Annotated in this window: 18 protein-coding genes; 9 read left to right on the top strand and 9 right to left on the bottom strand. The window is 71.6% G+C overall.

Features of this window, described 5'->3' with window-relative positions; all coding sequences use genetic code 11:
- Window positions 1-52: 52 nt before the first annotated feature.
- Genes VFV67_RS33625 through VFV67_RS33605 form a run of 5 tightly spaced genes read right to left on the bottom strand, consistent with a single transcriptional unit; the run spans window position 53 to window position 4,148 of the window.
- A complete protein-coding gene (locus tag VFV67_RS33625; protein ID WP_326474751.1) occupies window positions 53-1,078 on the bottom strand; it encodes a hypothetical protein in 1,026 nt (341 codons plus the stop codon).
- 15 nt (window positions 1,079-1,093) lie between these two features.
- Window positions 1,094-2,146 carry an ABC transporter ATP-binding protein gene (locus VFV67_RS33620; protein WP_326474750.1) on the bottom strand — a complete coding sequence of 351 codons (1,053 nt, stop codon included), beginning with the start codon at window positions 2,144-2,146 and terminating at the stop codon, window positions 1,094-1,096.
- Window positions 2,143-2,958, bottom strand: coding sequence for a molybdate ABC transporter permease subunit (modB, locus tag VFV67_RS33615; protein WP_326474749.1), 816 nt, complete (start codon window positions 2,956-2,958; stop codon window positions 2,143-2,145). The genes VFV67_RS33620 and modB overlap by 4 nt, the downstream gene beginning before the upstream one ends.
- Complete coding sequence (gene modA / locus VFV67_RS33610) at window positions 2,955-3,749, bottom strand: molybdate ABC transporter substrate-binding protein (protein WP_326474748.1); 795 nt, start codon at window positions 3,747-3,749, stop codon at window positions 2,955-2,957. Before modA ends, modB begins: the two co-directional genes overlap by 4 nt.
- The gene (locus tag VFV67_RS33605) at window positions 3,750-4,148 is read right to left on the bottom strand and encodes a helix-turn-helix transcriptional regulator (RefSeq protein ID WP_326474747.1); all 399 of its coding nucleotides are present in this window, start codon (window positions 4,146-4,148) and stop codon (window positions 3,750-3,752) included. It abuts the gene before it with no gap.
- 121 nt (window positions 4,149-4,269) lie between these two features.
- Here VFV67_RS33605 and VFV67_RS33600 point away from each other — a divergent pair, with 121 nt between their 5' ends.
- Window positions 4,270-5,430 carry a VanZ family protein gene (locus VFV67_RS33600; protein ID WP_326474746.1) on the top strand — a complete coding sequence of 387 codons (1,161 nt, stop codon included), beginning with the start codon at window positions 4,270-4,272 and terminating at the stop codon, window positions 5,428-5,430.
- Here VFV67_RS33600 and VFV67_RS33595 read toward each other — a convergent pair.
- On the bottom strand, window positions 5,331-8,414 hold the full coding sequence (locus VFV67_RS33595) for an AfsR/SARP family transcriptional regulator (RefSeq protein WP_326474745.1): 3,084 nt from the start codon (window positions 8,412-8,414) through the stop codon (window positions 5,331-5,333). The genes VFV67_RS33600 and VFV67_RS33595 overlap by 100 nt on opposite strands.
- A gap of 282 nt (window positions 8,415-8,696) precedes the next feature.
- On the opposite strand from VFV67_RS33595, the gene VFV67_RS33590 reads away from it, so the two are divergent.
- On the top strand, window positions 8,697-10,646 hold the full coding sequence (locus VFV67_RS33590) for a hypothetical protein (RefSeq protein ID WP_326474744.1): 1,950 nt from the start codon (window positions 8,697-8,699) through the stop codon (window positions 10,644-10,646).
- Complete coding sequence (locus VFV67_RS33585) at window positions 10,633-12,423, top strand: alpha/beta hydrolase family protein (protein WP_326474743.1); 1,791 nt, start codon at window positions 10,633-10,635, stop codon at window positions 12,421-12,423. Before VFV67_RS33590 ends, VFV67_RS33585 begins: the two co-directional genes overlap by 14 nt.
- 48 nt (window positions 12,424-12,471) lie before the next feature.
- Here the strand turns inward: VFV67_RS33585 and VFV67_RS33580 are convergent, their stop codons facing one another.
- On the bottom strand, window positions 12,472-13,572 hold the full coding sequence (locus VFV67_RS33580) for a hypothetical protein (RefSeq protein WP_326474742.1): 1,101 nt from the start codon (window positions 13,570-13,572) through the stop codon (window positions 12,472-12,474).
- Between the two features lie 181 nt (window positions 13,573-13,753).
- Window positions 13,754-14,308 (bottom strand): hypothetical protein, encoded by a 555-nt coding sequence (locus VFV67_RS33575; protein ID WP_326474741.1) that lies wholly within the window; start codon window positions 14,306-14,308, stop codon window positions 13,754-13,756.
- A gap of 429 nt (window positions 14,309-14,737) precedes the next feature.
- On the opposite strand from VFV67_RS33575, the gene VFV67_RS33570 reads away from it, so the two are divergent.
- Window positions 14,738-15,166, top strand: a complete 429-nt coding sequence (locus VFV67_RS33570; RefSeq protein ID WP_326474740.1) for a hypothetical protein — start codon at window positions 14,738-14,740, stop codon at window positions 15,164-15,166.
- Window positions 15,167-15,244: 78 nt separating this feature from the next.
- Here the strand turns inward: VFV67_RS33570 and VFV67_RS33565 are convergent, their stop codons facing one another.
- A complete protein-coding gene (locus VFV67_RS33565) occupies window positions 15,245-15,541 on the bottom strand; it encodes a YiaA/YiaB family inner membrane protein (RefSeq protein WP_326474739.1) in 297 nt (98 codons plus the stop codon).
- Window positions 15,542-15,877: 336 nt separating this feature from the next.
- Here VFV67_RS33565 and VFV67_RS33560 point away from each other — a divergent pair, with 336 nt between their 5' ends.
- From VFV67_RS33560 to VFV67_RS33540, 5 genes are all read left to right on the top strand, one after another.
- The gene (locus VFV67_RS33560) at window positions 15,878-16,639 is read left to right on the top strand and encodes a DUF2306 domain-containing protein (protein WP_326474738.1); all 762 of its coding nucleotides are present in this window, start codon (window positions 15,878-15,880) and stop codon (window positions 16,637-16,639) included.
- Window positions 16,640-16,920: 281 nt separating this feature from the next.
- Complete coding sequence (locus tag VFV67_RS33555; protein WP_326474737.1) at window positions 16,921-18,375, top strand: MFS transporter; 1,455 nt, start codon at window positions 16,921-16,923, stop codon at window positions 18,373-18,375.
- A 13-nt stretch (window positions 18,376-18,388) separates the two neighbouring features.
- Window positions 18,389-19,603 (top strand): cytochrome P450, encoded by a 1,215-nt coding sequence (locus VFV67_RS33550; RefSeq protein WP_326474736.1) that lies wholly within the window; start codon window positions 18,389-18,391, stop codon window positions 19,601-19,603.
- 24 nt (window positions 19,604-19,627) lie between these two features.
- The gene (locus VFV67_RS33545; protein ID WP_326474735.1) at window positions 19,628-21,268 is read left to right on the top strand and encodes a hypothetical protein; all 1,641 of its coding nucleotides are present in this window, start codon (window positions 19,628-19,630) and stop codon (window positions 21,266-21,268) included.
- A 43-nt stretch (window positions 21,269-21,311) separates the two neighbouring features.
- On the top strand, window positions 21,312-22,877 hold the full coding sequence (locus VFV67_RS33540) for a carboxylesterase/lipase family protein (protein WP_326474734.1): 1,566 nt from the start codon (window positions 21,312-21,314) through the stop codon (window positions 22,875-22,877).
- The last annotated feature ends 25 nt before the right edge of the window (window positions 22,878-22,902 follow it).

Genomic DNA, 22,902 nt, shown 5'->3' with positions numbered 1-22,902 from the left:
GCGCGCGCCGGGGCCGGGCCGCGCTGCGCGCGGCCCGGCCCCGGCTTGGGTGTCATGGGGTGGAGGTCGATGACAGGTAGGACCAGGCGGGGGTGCCGGAGGCCAGGTGGGTGCGGGTGCGGCGGTAGGCGTCGACTTCGTAGGTGTCGGCGGCGGCGAGTTCGGTGGTGGTGAGGTGGAGCAGGGTGCCGGGGGTGGTGTCGGCGGGGTTGCCGGTGTTGCGGACGATGGGGTGGCGGTCGGTGCCGCTGGTGGTGATGACGGCGGGGTCGGTGATGGTGATCCAGTCGGTGCGGTGGCCGGGCAGGGCATCGGGGGTGCCGGTGAGCCTGCGGCCGAAGCGGTCGAGTTGGACCTGGGGGAGTTGCAGGGTTCCGTAGGAGAACAGGGCGACGGTGTCGTTCTTGGTGCCGCCGATGCGGTGCAGGAGCGGGTGGTCTAGGTCGTCGTTGGCTACGACGATGGTGGCGTTGGTGGCGGGGTCGTGCTCGTCGAGGTAGTGCCGGCAGGCGGCGTGGTAGCGGTTGGCGTAGGCAGTTTCGGCATTGGCGAGGCCGCCGAGGAGGGTGGCGTCGCGGTGGGTGCCGCGGTGCCGGGCGATCGGGAACGAGGTGTCGAGGAACAGGGTTTCGTCCCAGAGGCCGGCGAGGCGTTGCAGGAAGCTGCCGTCGACGAGGAGGACGGTGTCCGGTGTGGCGCGGATCGGGGGTTCATCGATGGGTTCGTCGGTGGCGAGGTCGAGGATCCCGGCGCGGTAGGTGCGGTCGCCGCCGGGGCCGAGTGGGGTGAGCACGGTGTGGGCGAAGGTGTCGAAGTCGTAGGCGTCCTGGTAGTAACCGATCGCCGAGTTGCGGCCCTGGCGGTGGCGGTGGGCGCGGCGGTGATGGAAGCCGTCCATGGACAGGTGCACCGCGGGGCGGCCGCGGGTGCGGATGGCGGCGGTGAGTTCGGCGGCGAGCGTGGTCTTGCCGGCGGCGGTGATGCCGTCCACCGCCACCCGCACCGGATGACCGAGTCGTTGTGCCGCCAGATGATCGGCGACGCGGCCGATCACCCGGGCCCGGTCGGAGTTGATCATCAGTCGATGGTAGTGCTAGGCGGGGTAGGCGGTTGTTTCGGTGGCTTTGACGGTGGCCCAGAGTCGGGTGCCGGGGGTGAGGCGGAGTTCGGCGAGGGTGGCGGGGGTGATGTCGGCGAGGACGGAAGGGGTGCCGTCCAGGCGGACGCGGATGGTGTGGGCGTGTTGCTCGATGGTCGTGATGGTGACCGGCCAACTGTTGCGCGGGCTGCCGGCCGGGTTTTCCGGGTGCAGGCTGACCGCGGACGGGGGGAAGGCGACGTGCACCGGGCCGGTGCCGGGTTCGGCGATGGTGAGCGTGCCGCCGTCGCGCAACCGCACGGTGGTGCCGTCCGCGGTGCCGCGGTAGAGGTTGAGGCCGACGAGGTGGGCGACGTAGTCGGTGCGGGGCTGCCGGGCGATCTGGGCGGGGGGTCCGGTTTGGACGACGGCGCCGTCTTCGATGATCACGAGATGGTCGGCGAGGACCATGGCGTCCAGCGGGTCGTGGGTGACCAGCAGGGTGTGGCCGGGGTAGTCGGCGAGGTGGTGGGCGAGGTCGGCGCGGATGTGGATGCGGGTGCTGGCGTCCAGGGCGGCGAGGGGTTCGTCGAGCAGCAGCAGGGCCGGGTCGGTGGCCAGGGCGCGGGCCAGGGCGACGCGTTGGGCCTGGCCGCCGGACAGCGCACGGGGCCGGGTGCCGGCGTGGTCGGTGAGGCCGACCTGGTCGAGCCAGCGGCGGGCGGTCGCCCGCGCGGTGGTCCGGTCGGCGCCGCGGGCGCGGAGTCCGAACGCGACGTTGTCCAGCGCGGTCAGGTGGTTGAACAGCAGGTAGTCCTGGAAGACCACGCCGATCGGCCGGTGTTCGGCGGGCACGAACACCTCGGGTGGCCGGTCCCAGATGTGCTCGTCGAGCCGCACCAGGCCGGCCGAGATGGGCAGCAGCCCGGCAAGGGCGCGCAGCGCGGTGGTCTTGCCGGCGCCGTTCGGACCGAGCAGGGCGAGGACCTGGCCGGGTTCGATGCGCAGGTCCAGCTCCAGCTGGAAACCGGAGTCGCGGGCGATGGTCAGCTCGGCGTGCAGGGTCATGACGGCGTCGAGATCCAGCGGTCGCGCAGGCTGACCAGGACGGCGATGGACAGCACCAGCAGCACCAGGGACAGCACGATCGCGGCGCCGGGATCGGTTTCCAGGGCGAGGTAGACGGCCAGCGGCATGGTGGTGGTCCTACCCGGGAAGTTGCCGGCGAAGGTGATGGTGGCGCCGAACTCGCCGAGCGCGCGGGCCCAGCACAGTACGGTGCCGGCGACCAGGCCGGGGGCGATGGACGGCAGGGTGACCCGGCGGAAGGTCAACCAGCGGGAGGCGCCCAGGGTGGCGGCGGCGTCCTCGTAGCGCGGGTCGGCGCCGCGCAGCGCACCCTCGACGGAGATCACCAGGAACGGCATGGCCACGAAGGCCTCGGCGACCACGACACCGGCGGTGGTGAACGGCAGCGAGATGCCGAACCACGCGTCCAGGTACTGGCCGATGATCCCGCGCCGGCCGAGCACCAGCAGCAGTGCCACCCCGCCGACCACGGGCGGCAGCACCAGCGGCACGGTGACCAGGGCACGCAACACCCCGCGCCCGGGCAGGTCGCCGCGAGCGAGCAGCCAGGCCAGCGGGACGCCGAGCACCAGGCAGATCGCGGTGGCCAGGCTGGCGCAGACCAGCGACAGCACCAGCGCCTGGCCGACCGCTGGGCTGAACAACTGATCGGTCAGGGTGCCCCACGGTGCCCGGATCAGCAGCCCGGCCAGCGGGACGACCAGGAACGCCAGGCCGACCAGCGCCGGGACGGCGAGGACGAGCGGGACGCGCCGTCGCCGTCGGCCGCCGCGCCGGACCGCGGTCGTCACGGAGCTGCGAAACCGGCCTGGGTCAACACGGCCGTGCCCTTGTCGGAACGTACGTAGTCGACGAACGCCTTGGCGCCCGCGGAGTTGGGCGCCTTGGCGCAGGCGGCGATCGGGTAGTCGTTGACCGCCTGGTCGGCCTCGGCGAACGGCATGCCGGCGACCTTGTCACCGGCGGCCTTGACGTCGGTCCGGTACACCAGCGCGGCGTCCACCTCGCCGAGCGAGACCTTGGTCAGTACCGCTTTGACGTCCTGCTCAAGGGTGTCCGGGGCGGGGGTGATGCCGGCGATCTGGAACACCTTCCTGGCCGCGGCGCCGCACGGCACCTGCTCGGCGCACAGCGCGATCTTCAGGTCCTGCTTGGCGAAGTCCGCCAGCCCGGTGACCTTGCCGGGGTTGCCGGCCGGGGTGGCGATCTCCAGCTTGTTCCTGACGAAGACCGCCGGGGTGTCGGTGATCGCGCCGGTGTCGGTGACCTGCTTCATGTTGGTGGGGGCGGCGGAGGCGAACACGTCGGCCGGGGCACCCTGGTTGATCTGCTGGGCCAGTGCCGAGCTGCCGGCGAAGTTGAACGTGACCTTCGCCCCGGGGTTGGCCGCCTCGAAGTCCTTGCCGATCCGGGTGAACGCCTCGGTCAGCGAGGCGGCGGCGAACACCGTGATGTCCCCGCTGACCGTCGGCGCGGTCGAGCCGGAGCCGGCCGGCGCGGCCGGGGTGTCGGTGCCGCCGCACCCGGCCAGCGTGCCGGCGGCGACGGCGGCCAGGGCGAGCGCGCGGAACGAGCGGGACATTCACGCCTCCGGTATCTCGACGACGACATGGGTGGACTTGATCGAGGCGACGGCGACGCTGCCCACCTCGAGGCCGAGTTCGTCGGCGGCCTCCCGGCTCATCAGCGAGACGATCCGGAACGGCCCGGCCTGCATCTCGACCTGTGCCATCACCCCGTCCTTGCGCACGCTGGTCACGATCCCCCTCATCCGGTTCCGTGCGGACCGGGCGACCACGACCCCGGACTCCGGGGCCTCGGCCTGCCGCTGCACGAACGCGGCCAGCTCGCTGCCCTCGACGGCCATGCGGTTGTTGTCCCCCTGCACGGCGGGCAGCCGCCCCTGGTCGACCCACCGGCGCACGGTGTCGTCGCTCACGCCCAGCAGGGTGGCGGCCTCGCTGATCCGCAGCTTCGGCATGGTTGGCGAGTCTAGTCACGCAGACGCGGTAATCAACGTATCGGATGGGAGCTGTTGCGGATCCGTGCCCGGATGCGTGAGGGGCGGCTTGGACCGAGCGTCCACTGGGTACTAAGAGCGCGTGATCGAGACGTTTCTGCTGCCGGTCACCACGGCGCTCCTCTGGTTCCCCGTGGTGGTGCTGCTGGTGATCCTGCCGGTGGCGGTGCTCAGCTACCGGCGCCGAGGGCGGGCCGGTGGGTGGACGACGCTGGTGGTGTACGGGTTTCTGTTCTACCTGCTGGCGGCGGCGTTGCAGACGGTGATTCCGTTGCCGAGCAACCCGAACGCGTACTGCGCGACGCAGACGTATGCGAGCACGCCGCAGCTGCGGCCGTTCTACTTCGTGGAGGTGGTCTCGCAGCGGGCCCGGGGGGACTGGAGTCCGGCGGCGTTGCTGCGGAACGCGCCGCTGATGAGCACGGTGCTCAACGTGGTTCTGCTGGCGCCGTTGGGGTTCTTTCTGCGGTATGTGGGCAGGGTTCGGTTCCTGGCGGCGACGGCGATCGGGTTCGGGGTGTCGCTGCTGTTCGAGCTGTCCCAGCTGACCGGGTTGTGGGGGATCTATCCCTGTGCCTACCGGTTGTTCAGTGTGGACGACCTGATGCTCAACACGGTGGGGGCGGCGTTGGGGTGGGGGGTGGCCGCGGCGACCGGGCGGTTCCTGCCGGAGTTGGATCACGAGCGGGAGCGGCTGCGGTACGGCGGGCGGGTGACGCCGAGCCGGCGGCTGTTCGCGTTGCTGACCGATGTGGTCGGGTGCGCGGTGCTGATCGGGTTCGTGCTCGGGCTGATCATTCTGTTCGGGGGTACGCCGGTGGGCAAGGCACCGGTGGTGGCGGTGCTGGCCGGGATCTGGTTCCTGGCGGTGCCCATGGTCACCGGTACCACGCTGGGCAAGCGGGCGATGCTGCTGCGGATCGGGCGGACCGATGGCCGGCCGGCGGGACCGCTGTCCGTACTGGTGCGCAACGGGGTGCTGTTCTCGCCGGTGTGGTTGGGCTGGATCGCCCTCCAGGTCGAGCACTGGTCGGTGTTCGAGCGGCCGAGCCAGCTGCTGATTCCGTTGGGCCTGCTCGTGTCCGGGTTCGTGGTGGGGATCTGGTCGCCGCTGGCGGTGTTCTTCGGCGACGACCGGGCGCCCTACGAGCGGCTGTCCCGGACGGTGAACGTGGCGGTGTCGTCCAGGGCGGAGCGTTCGGCGCGGATGGACTCCACGATGGTCATGCCCAGCTCGGCGTAGGTCTCGGTGGCCTGTTCGTAATGCCGGCGGGCTGACGAGAGGTCGTCGGCGGCGCGCGCGGCCCGGGCCAGACCCAGGTGCGCGCGGGCCTGCTGGTGCCGGGCGCCGGTGCGGACCGACGCGTCCAGCGCGTCGGCGTGGTGGGCGCGGGACCGCTCGACCTGGCCGGCGGCGCCGCAGGCCTCGCCGAGGCCGTTGAGCGACCAGGCCTCACCGTCCCGGTCGCCGTTCTCCCGGAACAGGGTCAGCGCCTGCTGGTGCAGGGTGGCGGCGCGGGTGTAGCGCCCGCGCAGGGTCTCGGTGATCCCGAGGCCGTCCATCGCCCAGGCCTCCGAAGTCCGGTGGCCGAGCTGGCGGAACAGGGCCAGCGCCTGGCCGTGCAGGTCGGCGGAGCGGTCCAGCCGGCCGGCGCCGGCCTCCAGCTCGCCGAGACCGGCGAGCGCCCAGGCCTCGCCGAACCGGTGGCCGGCCTGCTGGTGCAGGGCGAGCGCCCGGCGCAGGTGCTCGAGCGCGGCGTCCTCCCGGCCGAGGCGGGCCTCGACCGCGCCGAGCCGGGTCAGCGCGTGCGCCTCGCCGGTCCAGTCCCCGGTGGCGCGGAAGCCGGGCAGGGACTGCTCGAGGTGCTCCGCGGCCGGCCCGTACCGGCCGGTCCGTTCGTCGACCTGGCCGATGTTGCCGAGTGCCCGGGCCTGGCCGAGCTGGTCGTCGGTCTCCAGGAACAGCGTGTACGCCTGCCACAGGTGCACCTCGGCCAGCTCGTGCCGGCCGGCCTGGGCGTGCGTGCCGCCGACCGCGATCAGCGCGACCGCCTCGGCGCGCCGGTCGCCCAGTGCCTTGGCGGCGTCCCTGGCGTGCTCGTGCAGGGTCAGCGCCGAGGTGGTGTGGCCGCCGTCCAGGTAGCGGAACAGGATCGCGGACAGCCGCACGGTGTGTTCCGGCCAGCCGTGCGCGACGCTGTGCGCGGCCGCCGACTCCAGGTTGGCCAGCTCGGCGTCCAGCCAGTTGCGCGCGGCCACCGGATCGGCCAGGTCCGGCGCCGGGGTGGCCGGCGCGGGCACCGCGGGCCGCCGGTCCGACTCGCCCGGGTGCAGCCGTTCCATCGCCAGCGCCGCGGTGGCCAGGTAGTAGTCGTGCCAGCGGCCCAGCGCGGCCCGGGCGTCCACGTCGATCGGATGCGGCCGGTCCGCCGGGGTGCCGGCCAGGTGTGCCGCGTACGCCCGGAGCAGGTCGTGCATCCCGTACCGGTCCGCACCGGCCGGGTGCACCAGGTGCGCGCGGGCCAGCGCGTCGAGCAGCCTGCGCACCTCGGGCAGGTCGCCGTCCAGCAGCGCGGCCAGGGCATACACATCGAACGTGGGTGCCGGATGCACGCCGAGCACGACGAAGGCGCGCGCCGCCGCCGGCGTCAGATGCTGGATGGACCAGGAGAACACCGCGCTGATCGCGGCCCGCCGGTCGCTGCCGCCGCTGAGCAGGTCCAGCCGGCTCTGCTGCTCGCCCAGCTCGGCGACCAGATCGGCGAGCGCGGTGGCCGACCGGGACACGGCCAGCTCGGCGGCCAGCCGCAGGGTCAGCGGCAGCCGCACGCACCGCTCGGCCAGGGCCGCCGTCGCGGCCGGGTCGGCGTCCACCCGCTGCCCGATCAGCCTGCGCAGCAACGTGATCGCGTCCGGCACCGGCAGCATGTCCAGCCCGACCCGCCGGGCACCGTGCAGCGCCACCAGCCCGGCCAGCGAGTCCCGGCTGGTCACCACCGTGACGCAGGTTGCGGTGCCGGGCAGTAATGGCCGCACCTGTTCCACGGTGGCCGCGTTGTCCAGCACGATCAGCATCCGCCGGCCGGCGATCTCGGTGCGGTACCAGGCGGCCCGCTCCTCGAGGCCGAGCGGAATCTCCGGCCCGTTCGGCGCCACCGCGGACAGGAACGCGGCCAGCCCGTCCCCCGGCGGCACCGGCGCCTCCGGGTCGTAGCCGCGCAGATCGAGGTAGAGCTGCCCGTCCGGGAACCGGTCGGCGACCCGGTGACCCCAGTGCACCGCCATCGCGGTCTTGCCGACCCCGGCGGTCCCGGTGATGCACACGATCACCGGTGCCGGCGGTTCGGCGCCGCCGCCGCCGAGCAGATCGTCCAGTTCGGCCAGTTCGTCGCTGCGGCCGGTGAACGCGGCCACGTCGCCGGGCAGTTGGGCCGGCGCCGGCCGCTTGGCCAGCACCGGCGCGGTCCGCGGCGGGGCGCCGACGACCATCGCCAGGTCGTGCCGGAGCACACCCTGATGCACCATGTGCAGCTCCGGGCCGGGGTCGGTGCCGAGCTCGTCGCGCAGGCTCTTCCGGATCCGGTCGTAGTGGCTCAGCGCGTCCGACGGCCGGCCGGCCGCGTACAGCGCGCGCATCAGCGTCGCCGCGGCCACCTCGAGCAGCGGCTGCTCGTCGGCCAGGTCGGTGAGTGGGCCGACCGCGGCCACCGCGTTGCCGATCCGGATCTCCGCGCGGGCCCAGGACACCACGGCGTCGATGTACTCCTGCTGCAGGGTTCGGCGCACCCGCCCGGCCCAGGTCCCGCCCACCCCGGACAGCGGCTCGCCCCGCCACATGGCCAGCACCTCGCGCAACCCGGCCGCCCTGGCATCGTCGGCGAGCTCGACCGTCCGCCACCGGGCCAGCTCCGCGCGGAAGCGCAGCAGGTCGACCCGGTCCGGGGCGATGTCCAACCGGTAACCGCCGGCGTCGCGGACCAGCGAGCTGTCCCCCTCACCGGCCTGCTCGAGTGCCCGCCGGATCCGAGCGATGTGCGCCTGCAGCGAGCGCCGGACCTGGCGCGGCGGCGCCTCCCCCCAGACCCGGTCCACGAGCGCGTCCACACTCACCGTTCGCCCGGCGTCGACCAGAAGCACGGCCAGGACCGCCTGCTGACGCGGCTCGCCGACCGGGAAGCTACGCCCGGAGGCCCATATCTGAACGGGTCCGAGTAGTCGGAACTCCACTCCTGCCGCCCCTCCCTGAGCGAGCAACGCCGCAATGGTACAGCTCGGGCATTCTGCCCAGAACGTTCCAGCGCCGGGCCACAACGTTTCCACAACTTCTTCGCGTGACCCGGCTGCGAGACTTCCGTCCGGATCGAGGGGGATAGGCAACCGTCACCGTCGGTCCAAGGGTTTCCGCACAGCGGCGGACAATGGGAGCCGCCGCTCGTACCCGCCGCTGTGTGGGAATCCGTTTGCCGCCGCCAAAGCTTGTTTCCACGAGGGGAGAGAGGGGCGATCGCCGTGCGGCGGGGGGACCATGCCACCGAACCGATCCGCGAACTCGCGGTCGGACTCGCGACCGGGTGCGCATCGTCCGCCGCTCCGCACGGCGATCGGGTCGCGGTGGAAACCGGGCTGGACGACGTGCTGCGCAGTGACTACGACTCGCCTGCGTTGCACATCGCGACCCGGCCGTCCGAGGAGACCATCGGCAGGGTCCGGTCGTTCGCCGGCCGGGACGACGTGCGGTACTACCTCGCGGCCGGCTCGCCCGGTTTCCACCGTCCACTGTGGTCGATGCGACCCTGGACCGGGTCCGCCCGGGTGCCCCGGTGGGGCCCGGGCATGGCCGGCCGCGTGCTGTCCGGCGCGGACGAGCGCAGCGCCGCCGTCGAGCGGGAGATCGAGCTGACCGAGCGGTGGCTGGGCACCGGCACCACCTCGCCCCGGCTCCTGGTCACCGAGGTGTTCGGCCGGCCGAACCCGCGCGACGTGCGGTTCTGGCAGACCTGCCTGACCCGGCTCGGCCGGCGCCGGCTGTGGCCGCCGCGGCTGCTGGTGCTGCGGCACGAGTGTGCGCCGGCCGGACCGGTGCGGGACGGCGCGTCGGACCGGCAGGACGAGCAGATCCTGATCGCCCTGCTGCTGGCCGGCGGGTACGCCTGGCGACCGGAGTTCGACCGCTGGACCGCGCGGCTGGGCTGGACCGGGGACCGGATCGACGCGATGACGTCCGTCCGGGACTGTCCGGAGGAAACGCTGTACACCTACCGGGACGCCCACCGGTGGGCGCAGGCCCGGGCGGCGCACGCGGCCGCCGGCCGGGAAACCGTGGCCGAGCTGGCCGCGGTGGTGGTGACGGCGGCGCCGAACCCGCTGGTCGCCACCGCCGCCCTGGCCACCGACCCGGCGGTGATCCTGGCCGCCTGCAAGGGATCGGGCTTCGCCGAGGCGGAGCCGGAACCCGGCGAGCTGCTCCGGTACGGCCGCACGCTGTTCCGGGCCAGCCGGGCCGGCGGATGGGCGGCGGTGCCGCGCGGCACCGCCGGTGCGGTCTACCTGGCGACGCTGGTCGCCGGGCTGGACGAGGTGTCGCCCGCGGTCGCCGAGCTGGCCCTTGACAGCGCCGACCGGCTGGGGATCGAGCCGGACGTCCGGGCTCAGCTGGCCTACCAGCTCGGGCTGGTGCTGGCCAGGGGGCACACCGCGCAGGCGTGGGCGGCCAGCGCCCGGTGCTTCGCGGCGGCCCGGGAAACCCTTGCCGCCACACCGAAGCCGGACCCCGAGACGACCGGCGACCGGGTCGCCGCCGCGTTCAACGGGGCCGCCCTCGCCGCCTACCGGGCCGGCGACCACGCCGAGGCCGTGCGGGCCGAACTTGCCGCGCTCGACGCGCTCGGCGGGTCGGGCCGGTCGAGCGTGGTCGAGCACCGGGTGCTGATCCTGGCCAACCTGGCCACGGTGTACGGCCGCGAACCGGACGCCCGGGAGCGTGCGCTGGCCGCGTTCCGGCAGGCCTGGCGGCTGGCCGCCGGCGCCGGATCGCTGACCGGGATGGGCTATGTCGCAAGCGGTATGGTCCCGGCGCTGATCGAGGCCGGCGGGCACGCCGAGGCCGAGGACGTCACCAACGACCTGTTGCGCCATTACGACGCGACCCCGGCGCCGCCGCGCGCGGTCGAGCGCGCCCTGGTCGCGTCCTGCTGGCGGCTGGCCGACGTGCGGCTGGCCGCCGGAGCGGTGCGCACGGCGGCCGGCTGGTACGTCACGGCGGTCCGCCGGATGCGGCGCGCGGCCCCCGGGGTGGTGCGCACGGTGCTGCGGGACCTCAACGCCGAGCCGCCCGACGGCTGCCCGGGCTTCGCCCGGGAGGTGCTCACCGAGGAGCTCGCCGCGCACATCACGCTGGCCACCGACCTGGCAGCGCTTTCGTCCTTTGTGGAGGGTGGGGAACGGGATGGCCGAGGGTAAGGTTTCCGCCTGGAACCTCAGCCCGCAACGGACGCTGATCGCGTTGCGGCTGACCGGAGAGCACGTCCGGATCGGCTGCTGGTGGCTGGACCCGAGCGGCCGGATCCCGGACTCCGCCCCGGTCTGGACGCTGACCGACGAACAGGCCGCGGCCTGGGAGGTGCTCGGCTGGGCCGGTCCGACCCTGCTGGTGCTCTGGCGCCGGCACCCGGACCGCAACGAGGTGCGCATCGTGGACCAGCGCGACGGTTCCGAGACGCTGCGGCTGGACGTGGTCGGGCGGCCGGTCGCCGCCCGGGTGAACCGGTCCGGCCGGGTCGAGATCCTGCTCGCGGTGTCCGACGGCCGGCGGCCGGTGCTGTGCGCCTTTCTGCCGGACAGTGACTCCTACCTGGTGCTCGCCGAGACCGACGGCCTGCGCGACCTGGCCGCGTGGGACGCCGACGCCGGCCATCTGGTGGTGAACATCGATCCGCGCTACGACGCCACCGACGCGGTCCGGCTGTTCCGGTGGGACGGCCACGGTTACGCGCGGGCCGACGTCGGCTGGCCGGACGGGGTGATCGCGGCGCGGGCGGCCGGGCACGGCGGCGACGTGGTCGGCCTGACCGGCACCGGCGCCGGCGGAGCATCGGTGCCGGGCCTGCTGCACCTGCCGGACCGGACCGTGCGGTGGTTTCCCGAACACACCGGCTACAGCACCGTCGACGTCGCACCGACCGGTGCCCATGTCCTTGCGGCCACCTGGATCGACGAGGGGTTCCGGTACCGGATGCTGGACGGGGCCGGCACCCGGACCGGGGAGCTGAACTCGTTCGCCGGCCTGGCCACCTCCCTGTCCTACACGCGGGACGAGCTGCACCTGATCGGTTCGTTCCAGTCACCGGTGCTGCGCCCGGCGCTGGGTCGCTGGCTGTGGCGCGACGGCGACTGGCTGCCGCTGCGCGCCGAGAGTGGCCGGACGCCGACCGGTGACATGCGCTGGGCGCACCGGTGGATTCCGCACCAGGGCGACCGGCGGCTGCCGGAGTGGGTGTTCGAACCGGCCGGCGGCGGCAGCCGGGGCACCGTGCTGTACCTGCCCGGGGGGCCGCGCGGCCGGCTGAACCAGGGCTACGAGCCGGTGATCGCCGCGCTGGTCGATCGCGGTTGGTCGGTCGTCGGCATGAACTACCCGGGCAGCACCGGGTACGGGCCGGAGTATTCGGAGCTGTCCCAGGGGGACTGGGGCGGGGTGGACGCCGAGGCGGTGGAGCGCCGGGCGCGGGCGCTGCACGCCGAGACCGGGGGCCCGCTCTGCCTGTACGGCCACGGCTACGGCGGCTACCTCGCGCTGCTGGTGGCGTCCCGGGTGCCGCGGCTGGTTTCCGGCGTCGCCGTGCTGTCCCCGATGGTGGACCTGATCCGGCTGCTGGCCACCGCGACCGGGGCGCGCAGGCGCTGGCTGGAGGACGAGCTCGGCGAGCTGCGCTACCGGCCCCGGGAGCTGCTCGCCCGCAGCCCGGTCAGCCGGCTGACCGAGCTGGCCGAGCTGCCGCTGCTGGTCGGCCACGGCCGGCGCGACGAGCGCTGCCCGGTCGCCCAGTCCCGGCAGCTGGTGCGGCTGCTGGAGATCACGCCGTCCTCGGGCATCGGCCAGGTCCGGTACCTGGAGGACCCGGACGGCACGCACGTGCCGTCGAGCTGGTGCCGGTGGATCGAGGCGGTGCTCGCCCACTTCGAGCCGGCCGCACCGCGGCTGGCGATGTCCGCGGGCGGGGTCGCGGGCAACTCCTGAGCGGTCGTGGCCCGGCCGGGGGAGCGGCCGGGCCACGGTGGGACCCGCTCAGAGCAGAGTGGGCTTCCAGATGGCCACCGCGTCGGCCGGGTTGTGCGTGCCGATCTGCAGGTTCGCCGGAACGTTGGCGACGCTCTGCACGGTGCTCGCGGCCTGCGTGTCGTGGGACTGGTCGGTCGGGTCGATGTCGACGACCAGGTCGTGCGCCGCGGTGGGCCACGACGCCTTGCTGGATCGGGGCTGCATGCCGTCGCAGATGATCGCGTAGCCGCCGATCTGCGCCTCGACGCCGTAGGCCGGCTGCAGGGACATCCCGCACGAGGTGACGAGGTGCACGTCGATCTCCGGCCAGGTCGGGAAGCTGGTGCGCAGCGCGCGCAGGATGCCGAACTGGGGAACCTGCCCGGCGTAGGCCTTCACGTGCTCAAGGCACACCTCGAGGCCGAAGACCAGCGGGTGGCCGGTCGGGCCGTTGACGCCGTGCACCTTGAAGGTGTGCCAGCGCCACCATTCCCAGTCGCCGAGAATCGGCTGGAACATCGGGTTGATCGCCGCGTCCCACTGCCGGTTGTCGATGTTGAGCGCGTAGTCGATGCGCGACATCAGCGCCTTCTGGTTGGTGGACGAGGGTCCCATGGTCGGCACGGTCATCGGGTCGGCGTTGGCGTTGCGCTCCTCGGGGGTCAGCGCGGTGTCCGTGCCGCCGTGCAGAGCCAGCACGGTGTTGAAGTAGGTCGGATGCGTGGTACCGGAGTCCTGGGCCGACTTGTGCCAGAACATCGTCCCCGGGATGATCAGCCAGTCGTTGTACTCCTTCTTGCCGAAGCGCGGCTTGAGGATCTCCTCGTTGACGTTCGGCAGCAGCAGTTCCCCGTTGGGGTAGCTGTCCTCGAGGGTGTTGGGCGGGTCGGACGGGCCGCCGTAGCGGAAGTAGAACTCCGGCGCCACGAACACCTTCAGGGTGGACGGGTCGGACAGCGCCGCGGTGTTGTTGGTCCGCACCCAGTCGGCGACGTCGCACAGCCGGGTGGCCCGGGCCCGGGCGTCGGCCGTGTAACTGTTCGGGGCGGCGGTGTCGGGCAGGATCTGGGTCGGTGCCGAGGTGACCACGCCGTAGGCGATCAGCTGGACGTTCTTGTAGTTCGGCATGGGATCTCCTTTCGGGGAACGGGGTTCCGCAGGGCGGGGCGCGCGGTCATGGGATCCGGGGGGACCGCGCGCCCCGCAGTGATGGCGGCCATCGGGCCGGCGCCCGGAGGACAGGACGGGCTGCGGCGGCCGCCGCCATCACCTCCGGGGTGCGTCCAGGGCAGAGACGCACCGCAGGGGGTTATTCGGCCGCGGAGCTGGACACGGTCCAGTTGTTCTGCGAATCGAGGACGGCCGACATCGCGAACGTCGCGTCGAACGGAACCCCCACCTCGTTGGTGATCTGCTCGATGTCGAGCACCTCGCCGTGGGTGAAGGTGCCGGCCGTGATCCAGTACTCGGGGTGCGGGGTGAACACCAGGTTGGTGTTCGGCTGCGCCGGCACGGCGAAGGTGCCCGCGTTGGACATGCCGATGCCGACCATGGCGGTGTTGGCCGGAATCCCGCTCAGCTCACGGATGTAGAGCGAGCCGAGTTGCGGGGTGCCGATCGCGTTGCCGGGCAGGAAGGTGAAGGCGTTCTGCAGGTAGTCGAACTGGATCTGGTTGGAGTTCAGGCTCTCCGGGTCGGCCGGCCGGATCTGCTGGGCCCGGAACACCACGCCCGGTTTCAGCGTGCCGGTCTGCGACCACTGGAAGCTGTAGTCCAGGGTCCACTCGAACGTCACCGTGGTGCCCGGCCAGGCCGGCGCGACCAACCACGCCAGCGACACGGCGTTGGGCACACCGAGGTCCACCTGCTTCTGGTATACACAAAGGTCTTGGAACTGGGTTGAATTGTTCGTGACGACGAGAGAGTACTGTGTGGACATGATGATTGCTCCAATTAGAGGTGCTATTTTCGGCTGGTCGAGACGTGTGGCGGTGTTCCTCGACGACCGAAGTAGACAGTCGCAGGCGGCGCGGTGCCGACCGGGGAGTTCGCGGTATGGCTGCTGGATTGCCGCTGGCGCCTATGCGACCTGTGCGGATTTGATAACCGCTGGGCAACGTTTTCATTTGGTAGCGAACTCGTTCGCCACTTCAGTAGACTCGACAGGTGTGGCCGAGTCAAGGAAAATGAGATCGCACGATCGGGCAACGTTCTTTGGTACGCAATGTAGCTTCAGACCGGCGACGCAAAGCAATTCCGTAACGCGTCTCAATGCCCGAAGGTAGCGGCCCCATTGCTCTGTTTACAGTGTCATGCCCCGCTGGAACCGGCCGCATCCGGCCGTCCCCGCCTGTACTGCTCCTCGCGCTGCCGCCAGCGCGCCTACCGGGAACGCGCCCGCACGGGACCCGGCGACGACGGCGGCGAACTGGTGACCTTGGCCAGGCATCTGCGGGACAACGTGGACCGGTTGTGGATGCTCGCGCAGGGCTGGCATCCGCCGCCCGATGACCACGGGCTGGCGTCGATTCCGGACCTGGCCGCCGATACCGCCCAACTGGCCGCCCGGCTCGCCGATCTCGACGAGTTGCACCTGCCAGAACCGAGAACCGGTGACGAAACCCACGACGAAACCCGCCCGCGGCCATCACCCGACCGGGGAGGGGACGCGGCCCGGCCCTGTGCGGGCGACTCCTATGAGCCGGGCTTCGGCCTCGACTGAGGGGTGCGACGCCGACCGGGCCGCCAACCCCGCCTGGACGGGATTTGCGGCCCGGTATCGATTTGCCCGCAGTCTGGCTCAGCCGACCTCGAGCTTGAACGGATCGTGCTCGGCCAGCAGCTTGTCGACCCTGGCCCGGTCGACCCGGCTGTGCACGAACGCCTCCTCCTGGCGGTCCCGCACCACCTTCGCCAGCGTGAAAGCCGAGGACACGGTGTAGAGAACGCCTAAGCCGAGGAATGCTCGCACCCAGGGATCCACGGGCAGGTAGATGATTCCGATGATGACGGTGATGCCGGCGATGCCGAACGAGATGGCGGCCTGCGCGAAGAAGGCTCCGGTGGTCGGGGACTTGGCATGCACTGGAGAGGTCATGGCATCAGGATCGCGCCGGAGCGGCCGCGTGTCGTGAGTACCTCTACTCAACCCGAATCACGAAGCGGTCACCGGCTGAACCGGTTCCCGTGACGACGGCGTAATGCGGTGCATGAGGTGGCTGTCGGTTTCCGAGTAAGGGGGAAGCGCCCCGGCCGCGGGGATCAAGGCGGATGCCGCGGCCGGGGCACGCCCTGCCGGCTGGTTCTCCTGGTTTGCCCATTTCCGGTGGCGCACTGTGCAACATTGCTTCACGTTCCGGCGCGCTGCACCGTGAGTGGCAGTGCTCAGCACAGCGGAGATTTCCTGCCCTCCAGCCACAGATCGGAACCAGCCGTGACGCTAACCCCGGAGATGGCCCGGACGCCGAACCAGGCCGAGATTCCAGCCCCACCGCAGGCCGACCGCAAGCCATGGTGGCGCCGCCCTTGGGTGGTGCCCGTGTGGATCATCGTGATCTCGTTCATTCTCTACGCGGTACCCAACTACCTGACCTTCGACCCGGCGACGGCGGACATTCCTTATCTGCGACAGGACCTCCCGCTGCACTACGTCATGCTGGTCGGGCATGTCTGGTTCGGCACGCTCACGATGCTGACCATGTGCATCCAGATCTGGCCGTGGGTGCGCCAGCACCATCCCGCGGTACACCGGTGGTCCGGCCGGGTCTACGTTTTCGCCGGAGTGATTCCCACCGGACTGCTCGCCCTTGCCATCGTTCCGTTCGCGGCCGGTCCGCCCGGAAACGCCATCGGTGGTCTGTTGTGGCTGGCCGCGACGATCGCCGGGTTCCGCGCCGCGCGCCAGCGCCGGTTCGCCGCGCACCGCCGCTGGATGATCTACAGCTTCGCGCTGACCCTGCAGATCGTCTGGGGTCGCGTCCTGCTGCTCGTGTTGCCGCTGGTTCCCGGCTACGACGCCGCCGACCCGCACACCCAGGACATCGTGGTCGAGGCGATCAGCTGGCTCGGCTTCGTGATCAACCTGCTCGCCGCCCAGTTCTGGCTGGAATGGACGGCGCGCAAGGAACAGCGCAAGGCCGCGCTGCTCGAAGTCGGTGCGCACCACGAGGAATCGCCCGCCCGTGCGGCGGTCTGACCCCCTGCCGGACCACATCGTCGGCGCGGATACCGGGAATCACCTGATCAGGGGACGGGTTCGGGGCCACACCGCAATCTCGAAGATGCATGGCCCAGGCCCCGGCTGGCACGTTCGGATCGTTCGGACGTTGGCCGCGCAGGCGGCTGGAAACGATACGGAATCATGTGCCATAACAGCTGCGGTCAATTCCCCGTTCCGGATCACCGCGACCGGTTGAGAACCCGATTACCGAGCCCGGTCGCACCGGTATCCGCACGCTATCAACGACAGGAGGGGAAATGACCGACACGATCAATACCGCTGCCTCGACCGGCGAGGCCGCCCATCGGAATCTCGATCCACGCCGGTGGAAGGCCCTCGCGCTGCTCTGCTCGGCTTCCTTCATGGTGATTCTGGACGCCCAGATCGTCATCCTCGCGGTGCCGTCGATCGAGGCGGAGCTGGGTTTCTCCAAGGGTGGCGCGCAGTGGGTGCTGAGCGCCTACCTGCTCACCTTCGGCGGCCTGCTGCTGCTCGGCGGCCGCTCGGCCGACCTGCTCGGCCGGCGCCGGATGTTCATGATCGGGACCGGACTGTTCCTGGTCTCGTCACTGGTCTGCGGGCTGGCCTGGACCAGCGGCCTGCTGGTCGCGGCCCGGGCGGTGCAGGGTGTCTCGGCGGCGATCATGGCCCCGACCGCACTGTCCATCCTGTTGACCACATTCGAGGACGGAGCCGAACGGAACAAGGCACTCGGCATCTGGTCCGGCATCGGCGGAGTCGGTGCCACCGCGGCGCTGCTGATCGGCGGCACGCTCACCGACGGCCTGGGCTGGGAGTGGATCTTCTACATCAACGTTCCGGTGGCCGCCGTGCTGATCGCGCTCAGCCCGGTGCTGCTGCGGGAGAGCCATGACCGCGACCGCACCCGCTCGTTCGACGTCGCCGGCGCGGTGACCGTGACCGTCGCCGCGGTGCTGCTGGTCTACGCTCTGGTCGAGGCGCCGGAGGTCGGCTGGCTGGACATCCAGACGGTGGGCCTGTTCGCGGTGGGTGCCCTGCTGATCGCGCTGTTCCTGCGAATCGAGCGCCGGTCGGTGTCCCCGCTGGTCCCGCTGCGGATCTTCCGGTCCCGCACGCTGGTCGGCGGAAACCTGGGCATGCTGATGCTCGGCACCATCGGCTTCGGCTCGTCGTTCCTCGTTTCCCTGTACGCACAACAGGTGCTCGGCTACTCGGCCATCCTGTTCGGGATCGGCACGGTCGTGATGACCGGCATGGCCGTGGTCGGGTCGTACACCGGTCAGGCGCTGGTGACCAGGATCGGCACCCGGACGGTCGCGGTCGTCGGGTTCACCCTGTGTGCGATCGGCCTCGTCCTGCTGATCGGCGTGTCGGTCGGCGGCACCTACTTCGGTGACATCTTCCTCGGTCTGCTGATCTTCGGGCCTGGCCTGGGAATGACCTATGTGGCCGGCTCGATCGCCGCGCTCACCGGGGTGGTCGAGAGCGAGTCCGGCCTGGCCTCCGCGCTCAACACCGCGGCGTTCCAGTTCGGCGGTGCGATCGGCGTTGCCGTCCCGTCGACGATCGTGGTGGCCTACACGGCCGGTTCCGACGGGCTCGACCCGCTGAACACGGCGCTGCAGGCCGGCTTCGTCACCTGTGTGATCTTCGCCGTGCTCGGCGGTCTGATCACGCTCGGACTGCTGCCGCGGCGCCGGGCCGCGGCACCGGAAACCGTTGCCGGATGAGATAAGGACCTCAATGGACAGACGTACCCTGCTGCGCGGCGCCCTGGCACTGTCCGGGTTGAGCCTGCTGTCTGCCTGCGACTCGCTGCCGGCCTCGGCCGGTCGCACCGTCGGTCTGGTGTCGTTCAGTGAAAAGTACGGCGTGTTCATCGCCTCTTCCTATGCGGACGTGGCGAAGGTCCTGCACGGCGAGGGGTGGAGCAACGACATCAGGACCAACCTGGCGTTGCTCGACGCGGTCGGCGGAGCCGGTGGGTTGCCGCCGGTGCTGACGAAGATGGCGCTGTTCTCCGATGCGCCCGCCCACACCCGATTACGGGAGCTGGTCGCGCCGACGGTGACCGGGGACGCCCTGGCGCGGTTCCGGCCGCGTGTCGTGTCCATTGTGGATTCGGTGCTGGCCGGACGCTCCGGCCGGATCGACGTGCTCGCCGAACTGGGCTATCCCATCTCGACCGCGGTGTCCACCGAGCTGTTCGGTCTCGGCCCGGCCGGCGCGGCCCTGATCAGCAAGGAGTTACCGCGGCTGAGCGGCATGCTGGAGCTGGGCGCCGGCAAGCCGATCCTGCTCGAGGCGATGGACGCGGTGGGCGCCTTCACCCGGTTCCTGATGCCGATCGTCGCCGAGCGCCGGGCCCGCCCCGGTTCCGATCTGCTGAGCGACATTCTGACCGCGGCGAACGGTGGTGACCGCCTCGATGACGAGGAGGCGGTCGCCACCGTGCTGCTCATGCTGCTCGGCCAGGAGACGACCGCCCAGGTGATCGGCAACGGCGTCTTCGCCCTGCTCAGTTATCGAGACCAGCTCGAGTTGTTGCGCCTGCGGCCGGAGCTGGCCGGCCCCGCGGTCGACGAGATCCTCCGGTTCTACGGGCCGGTCAAGATCAGCGGCCGGACCGCCCTGGTTGACCAGTACGTCGGGGAACAGCACATCAGGCCCGGGCAGCCATTGCTGCTGGACATCTTCCGGGCCAACCGCGACCCGGATCGGTTCCCCGACCCCGACACGCTGCGGATCGATCGCGAAGACGGGATGAGCGTCGGGTTCGGCATCGGGCCGCACCTGTGTCTCGGCCGGGCGATGGTGCACCTGCAGGTCGAACAGACGCTGCTGCGGCTGTTCGGCCGCTACTCCGGCATCAGGCTGCCCGGCCCGGACGAATGGCAGCCGGCCTGGCGCGACTCGACCGCGTTTCGCTCACTGACGGAGCTGCCCGTGCTGCTGTGAACCAGCGCGTTGGAGGAGGATCTCGTGGCACAAGTTCGGAAACTGACCGTAACCCTGGCCCTGACCGGCCTGCTCGGCGGCGCACTGGTCAGCGCGGAGAGCGCGGCGGGCCAGAACGACGAGGGAGCAGCGATCGCGGCGAGCGGCCGGGGGAGCGGCACCGCCCGGTTGGTCGACCAGCGGGCGAACCCGCCGGCGCCACCGGTGGCCGCGACCGCAGGGCACGGTCCATTGGGGATGGACGGAAAGCCGCCCGGCGCCGCCGCTGCCGGGCGTCCCCGGAGTGACAAGACGGCCGGCCTGACCGCGGACCCCAACGGCGCCGGCCGGACCGTCGGCAGCCCGAACAGCAACGGCCCGACCCGGCCGGGTACGGGTCTGCCGAGGCTCGCCGTCAACGCCAACTTCATCGGCATCGTGCAGTCCGGCAGCGGCGGCACCAACGCCGATGCCAGCTCGAGCGTCGGCACCACCCAGATCATGCAGACCGCCAACGGACGGGTCACGGTCTTCAACAAGGACGGCACCGTCCGGTGCGGCAACACGCTGGCCGCCTGGCTCGGGGCGGGCTCGACCGAGGTGTTCTCCCCGCGCACCCTGTTCGACAGCCACGCCGGCCGGTTCGTGATCATCGCCAGCACCCCGGGCCGGGCCGGCGTCGCGCCCCGGCTGTTCCTGGCCGCCACCACGACCGTGGACGCCTGCGAGGGTTACCACGTCTACGACCTGAGCTTCGGCGGCTCGATGTTCCCGGCCGGCGCCCGGCTGGACTTCCCGTACCTCGGCCAGGACCAGCGGGCGATCCTGTCCTCCACCAACAACTTCAACCCCGGCTACGTCGGCTCGGCGGCCTGGTCGGTGGCCAAGGAGAAGCTCTACGCCGGTGCGCCGCTGGACTTCCCCGCGTTCACCGTGGCGTTCTCCGCCGCGCCGGTCACGGTGACCGGGATCCCGCTCGGTCCCACCACCAAGTCCTACTTCGTGGCAGCGGTTCCGGACTTCGGCTACCGGCTCTACCGGATGACCAACACCGCCGCCGCGCAGCCGAGACTGGTGCTGCAGGCGTCGATCCCGGCGGCGTTCGGTTCGCCGCCGCGCCGGGTGAGCCAGTGCCCGGAGGCGGGCGAGAGCGTGCTCGACCCGGGCGACGGCCGGCTGGCGGCGCCGCCGGTGCAGGCGGTCAACTCCCCGTTCATCTGGTACGCGCACACCGTCGACCTGCACGGCTTTCCGACCGTGCGGTACGGCGTGATCAACACCGAAAGCAACACCGCGTACAGCACGGTCGCCTTCCACGGTTCGACCAGTGACGACTTCAACCCGTCCATCGGCGCGTTCGAGGAGACCCCCAACGGGTTCTACCTCTGGCTCAACTGGGCCTACACCGACACCGGCGCCACGCCCTGCGTGAGTCCGTCCGCCACCATGAACGCGGTCAGCCCCGGCGCCGGAGTACCCGCACTGATCAACAGTGACCTCCCGCTGGTGCAGGGATCGCCCAGCATGGCAAGCGGCCCGTTCGGCGGCTTCTCCAGCGTCCATGTGGACTCCGCCCCGGTCGGTCCGCCGGCCGCCCGGACCGCCGTGCTCACCCAGCCGTACTTCGTCGGCGGCAACCAGTGGGGCACCCGGATCGCCCGGGTCAGCTTCGTTCCCGGCAGCTGAGTCCCGTGCACCGGAACCACCAACAACCCTTATGGAGCAAGAGATGAGCTGGCGTCGAAGCATGCTCGCCGCCGCGGGCGCGATAGGCCTGCTGCTGACCGGGGCCGCGGTACCGGCCACCGGAGCCCCGACCGGTTCCCGCAACGTTGTGCAGACCGACCGGGGTCCGGTCCGCGGTGTGCTGGGCGAGAACTACCGCGCCTTCAACGGAATTCCCTACGCGGCGGCGCCGGTCGGCGAACTGCGCTGGCGCTCGCCGCAGCCGGCGCCGCGCTGGCGGGAACCGCTGGACGCGTCGGTGCCCGGGCCGGACTGCGCCCAGACGCCGTTCTTCAGCCGGCCGGCCAGCGACCACGAGGACTGCCTGTTCCTCAACGTGGTCACGCCGCGCCGGGCATCCGGCCGGCTTCCGGTGCTGGTGTGGTTCCACGGCGGCGGCTACACCAACGGCAGCGGCGCGGAGCAGGACGGGCGCACGCTGGCCGCCGCCGGCGACGTCATCGTGGTGACCGTCAACTACCGGTTGGGAGCGCTGGGTTTTCTGGCCCTGCCGGCGCTGGACGGTGAGCGGCGCGGGGCCGAGTCCGGCAACTTCGGCATCGAGGACCAGCAGGCCGCGCTGCGCTGGGTGCGCCGCAACGCCGCGGCGTTCGGCGGGGATCCGGGCAACGTCACCATCTTCGGCTCGTCGGCCGGCAGCGGCAGCGTGTGCATGAACCTGATCTCGCCGGCCGCCGCCGGGCTGTTCCACAAGGCCATCCTGCAGAGCTTCACCTGCGGCTGGCCGATGACCCCGCGGCCGGACGCCGAGGCGGCCGGTGCCACCTTCGCCGCCGGCATCGGGTGCGCCGATCCGGCCACCGTGCTGCGCTGCCTGCGGGACAAGCCGGTCGGGGACCTGGTGGCGGCCTGGCCGGGCGGCTTCCCGGTGATCGGCGGCCGGTTGCTGCCCATGCAGCCGCCGGACGCGCTGCGCGCCGACCGGTTCCACCACGTGCCGATGATGCTCGGCAATGCCAAGGACGAGATGCGGCTGTTCGTGAGCCTGCAGCACGACGGCGCCGGGCGACCGGTGGACGCCGCCACGTTCGAGCAGATCGTGCGGTCGAGCTACGGTGCCGATGCCGAGCAGGTGCTCACCCGCTATCCGCTGTCGGCCTACCCGACTCCGGGCATCGCGCTGGCCACGGTGCAGACCGATGCCCCCGGTCTGCTGTCCACCTGCAGCCATCTGGGCAGCTACCGCACCTTCGCCGCCCGGCCGTTCCCGGTTCCGGTGCACGCCTACCAGTTCGCCGACCGGACCGCGCCGCCACTGGTCGACGTGCCGGGCTTCGACGAGGGCGCCGAGCACTCGGTCGAGCTCAACTTCCTGTTCCCGGGCCACCATGAGCTGTCCGCGCCGCAGCAGGCGCTGGCCGGCACGATGATCGGGTACTGGGCGAACTTCGCCCACCGCGGCAACCCCAACGGACCCGGTCTGCCGGACTGGCCCCGGTTCCGCACCGCGGCCGACGTGCTGACCCTTGACCTCGGGCCGGGCGGGGTTCGGCCGGTGGACATCGGCGCGGCGAGCAACTGCGCCATGTGGGAGTCGATGGGCGGCTGACCCGACACGCGACGGAGGCCGGCGC

This window comes from Actinophytocola sp. (assembly GCF_035762905.1).
GTDB lineage: Bacteria > Actinomycetota > Actinomycetes > Mycobacteriales > Pseudonocardiaceae > DASYTH01.
The sequence above is the reverse complement of the archived record's forward strand: the minus strand, read 5'-3'. Positions and strand labels throughout refer to the sequence as shown.

Bases quoted from the DNA above. Each gene is read 5' to 3' on its own strand.
- VFV67_RS33625 (WP_326474751.1), bottom strand. From the start codon at position 1,078: ATGATCAACTCCGACCGGGCCCGGGTGATCGGCCGCGTCGCCGATCAT.
- VFV67_RS33620 (WP_326474750.1), bottom strand. From the start codon at position 2,146: ATGACCCTGCACGCCGAGCTGACCATCGCCCGCGACTCCGGTTTCCAG.
- modA (WP_326474748.1), bottom strand. From the start codon at position 3,749: ATGTCCCGCTCGTTCCGCGCGCTCGCCCTGGCCGCCGTCGCCGCCGGC.
- VFV67_RS33605 (WP_326474747.1), bottom strand. From the start codon at position 4,148: ATGCCGAAGCTGCGGATCAGCGAGGCCGCCACCCTGCTGGGCGTGAGC.
- VFV67_RS33585 (WP_326474743.1), top strand. From the start codon at position 10,633: ATGGCCGAGGGTAAGGTTTCCGCCTGGAACCTCAGCCCGCAACGGACG.
- VFV67_RS33580 (WP_326474742.1), bottom strand. From the start codon at position 13,572: ATGCCGAACTACAAGAACGTCCAGCTGATCGCCTACGGCGTGGTCACC.
- VFV67_RS33565 (WP_326474739.1), bottom strand. From the start codon at position 15,541: ATGACCTCTCCAGTGCATGCCAAGTCCCCGACCACCGGAGCCTTCTTC.
- VFV67_RS33555 (WP_326474737.1), top strand. From the start codon at position 16,921: ATGACCGACACGATCAATACCGCTGCCTCGACCGGCGAGGCCGCCCAT.
- VFV67_RS33550 (WP_326474736.1), top strand. From the start codon at position 18,389: ATGGACAGACGTACCCTGCTGCGCGGCGCCCTGGCACTGTCCGGGTTG.
- VFV67_RS33540 (WP_326474734.1), top strand. From the start codon at position 21,312: ATGAGCTGGCGTCGAAGCATGCTCGCCGCCGCGGGCGCGATAGGCCTG.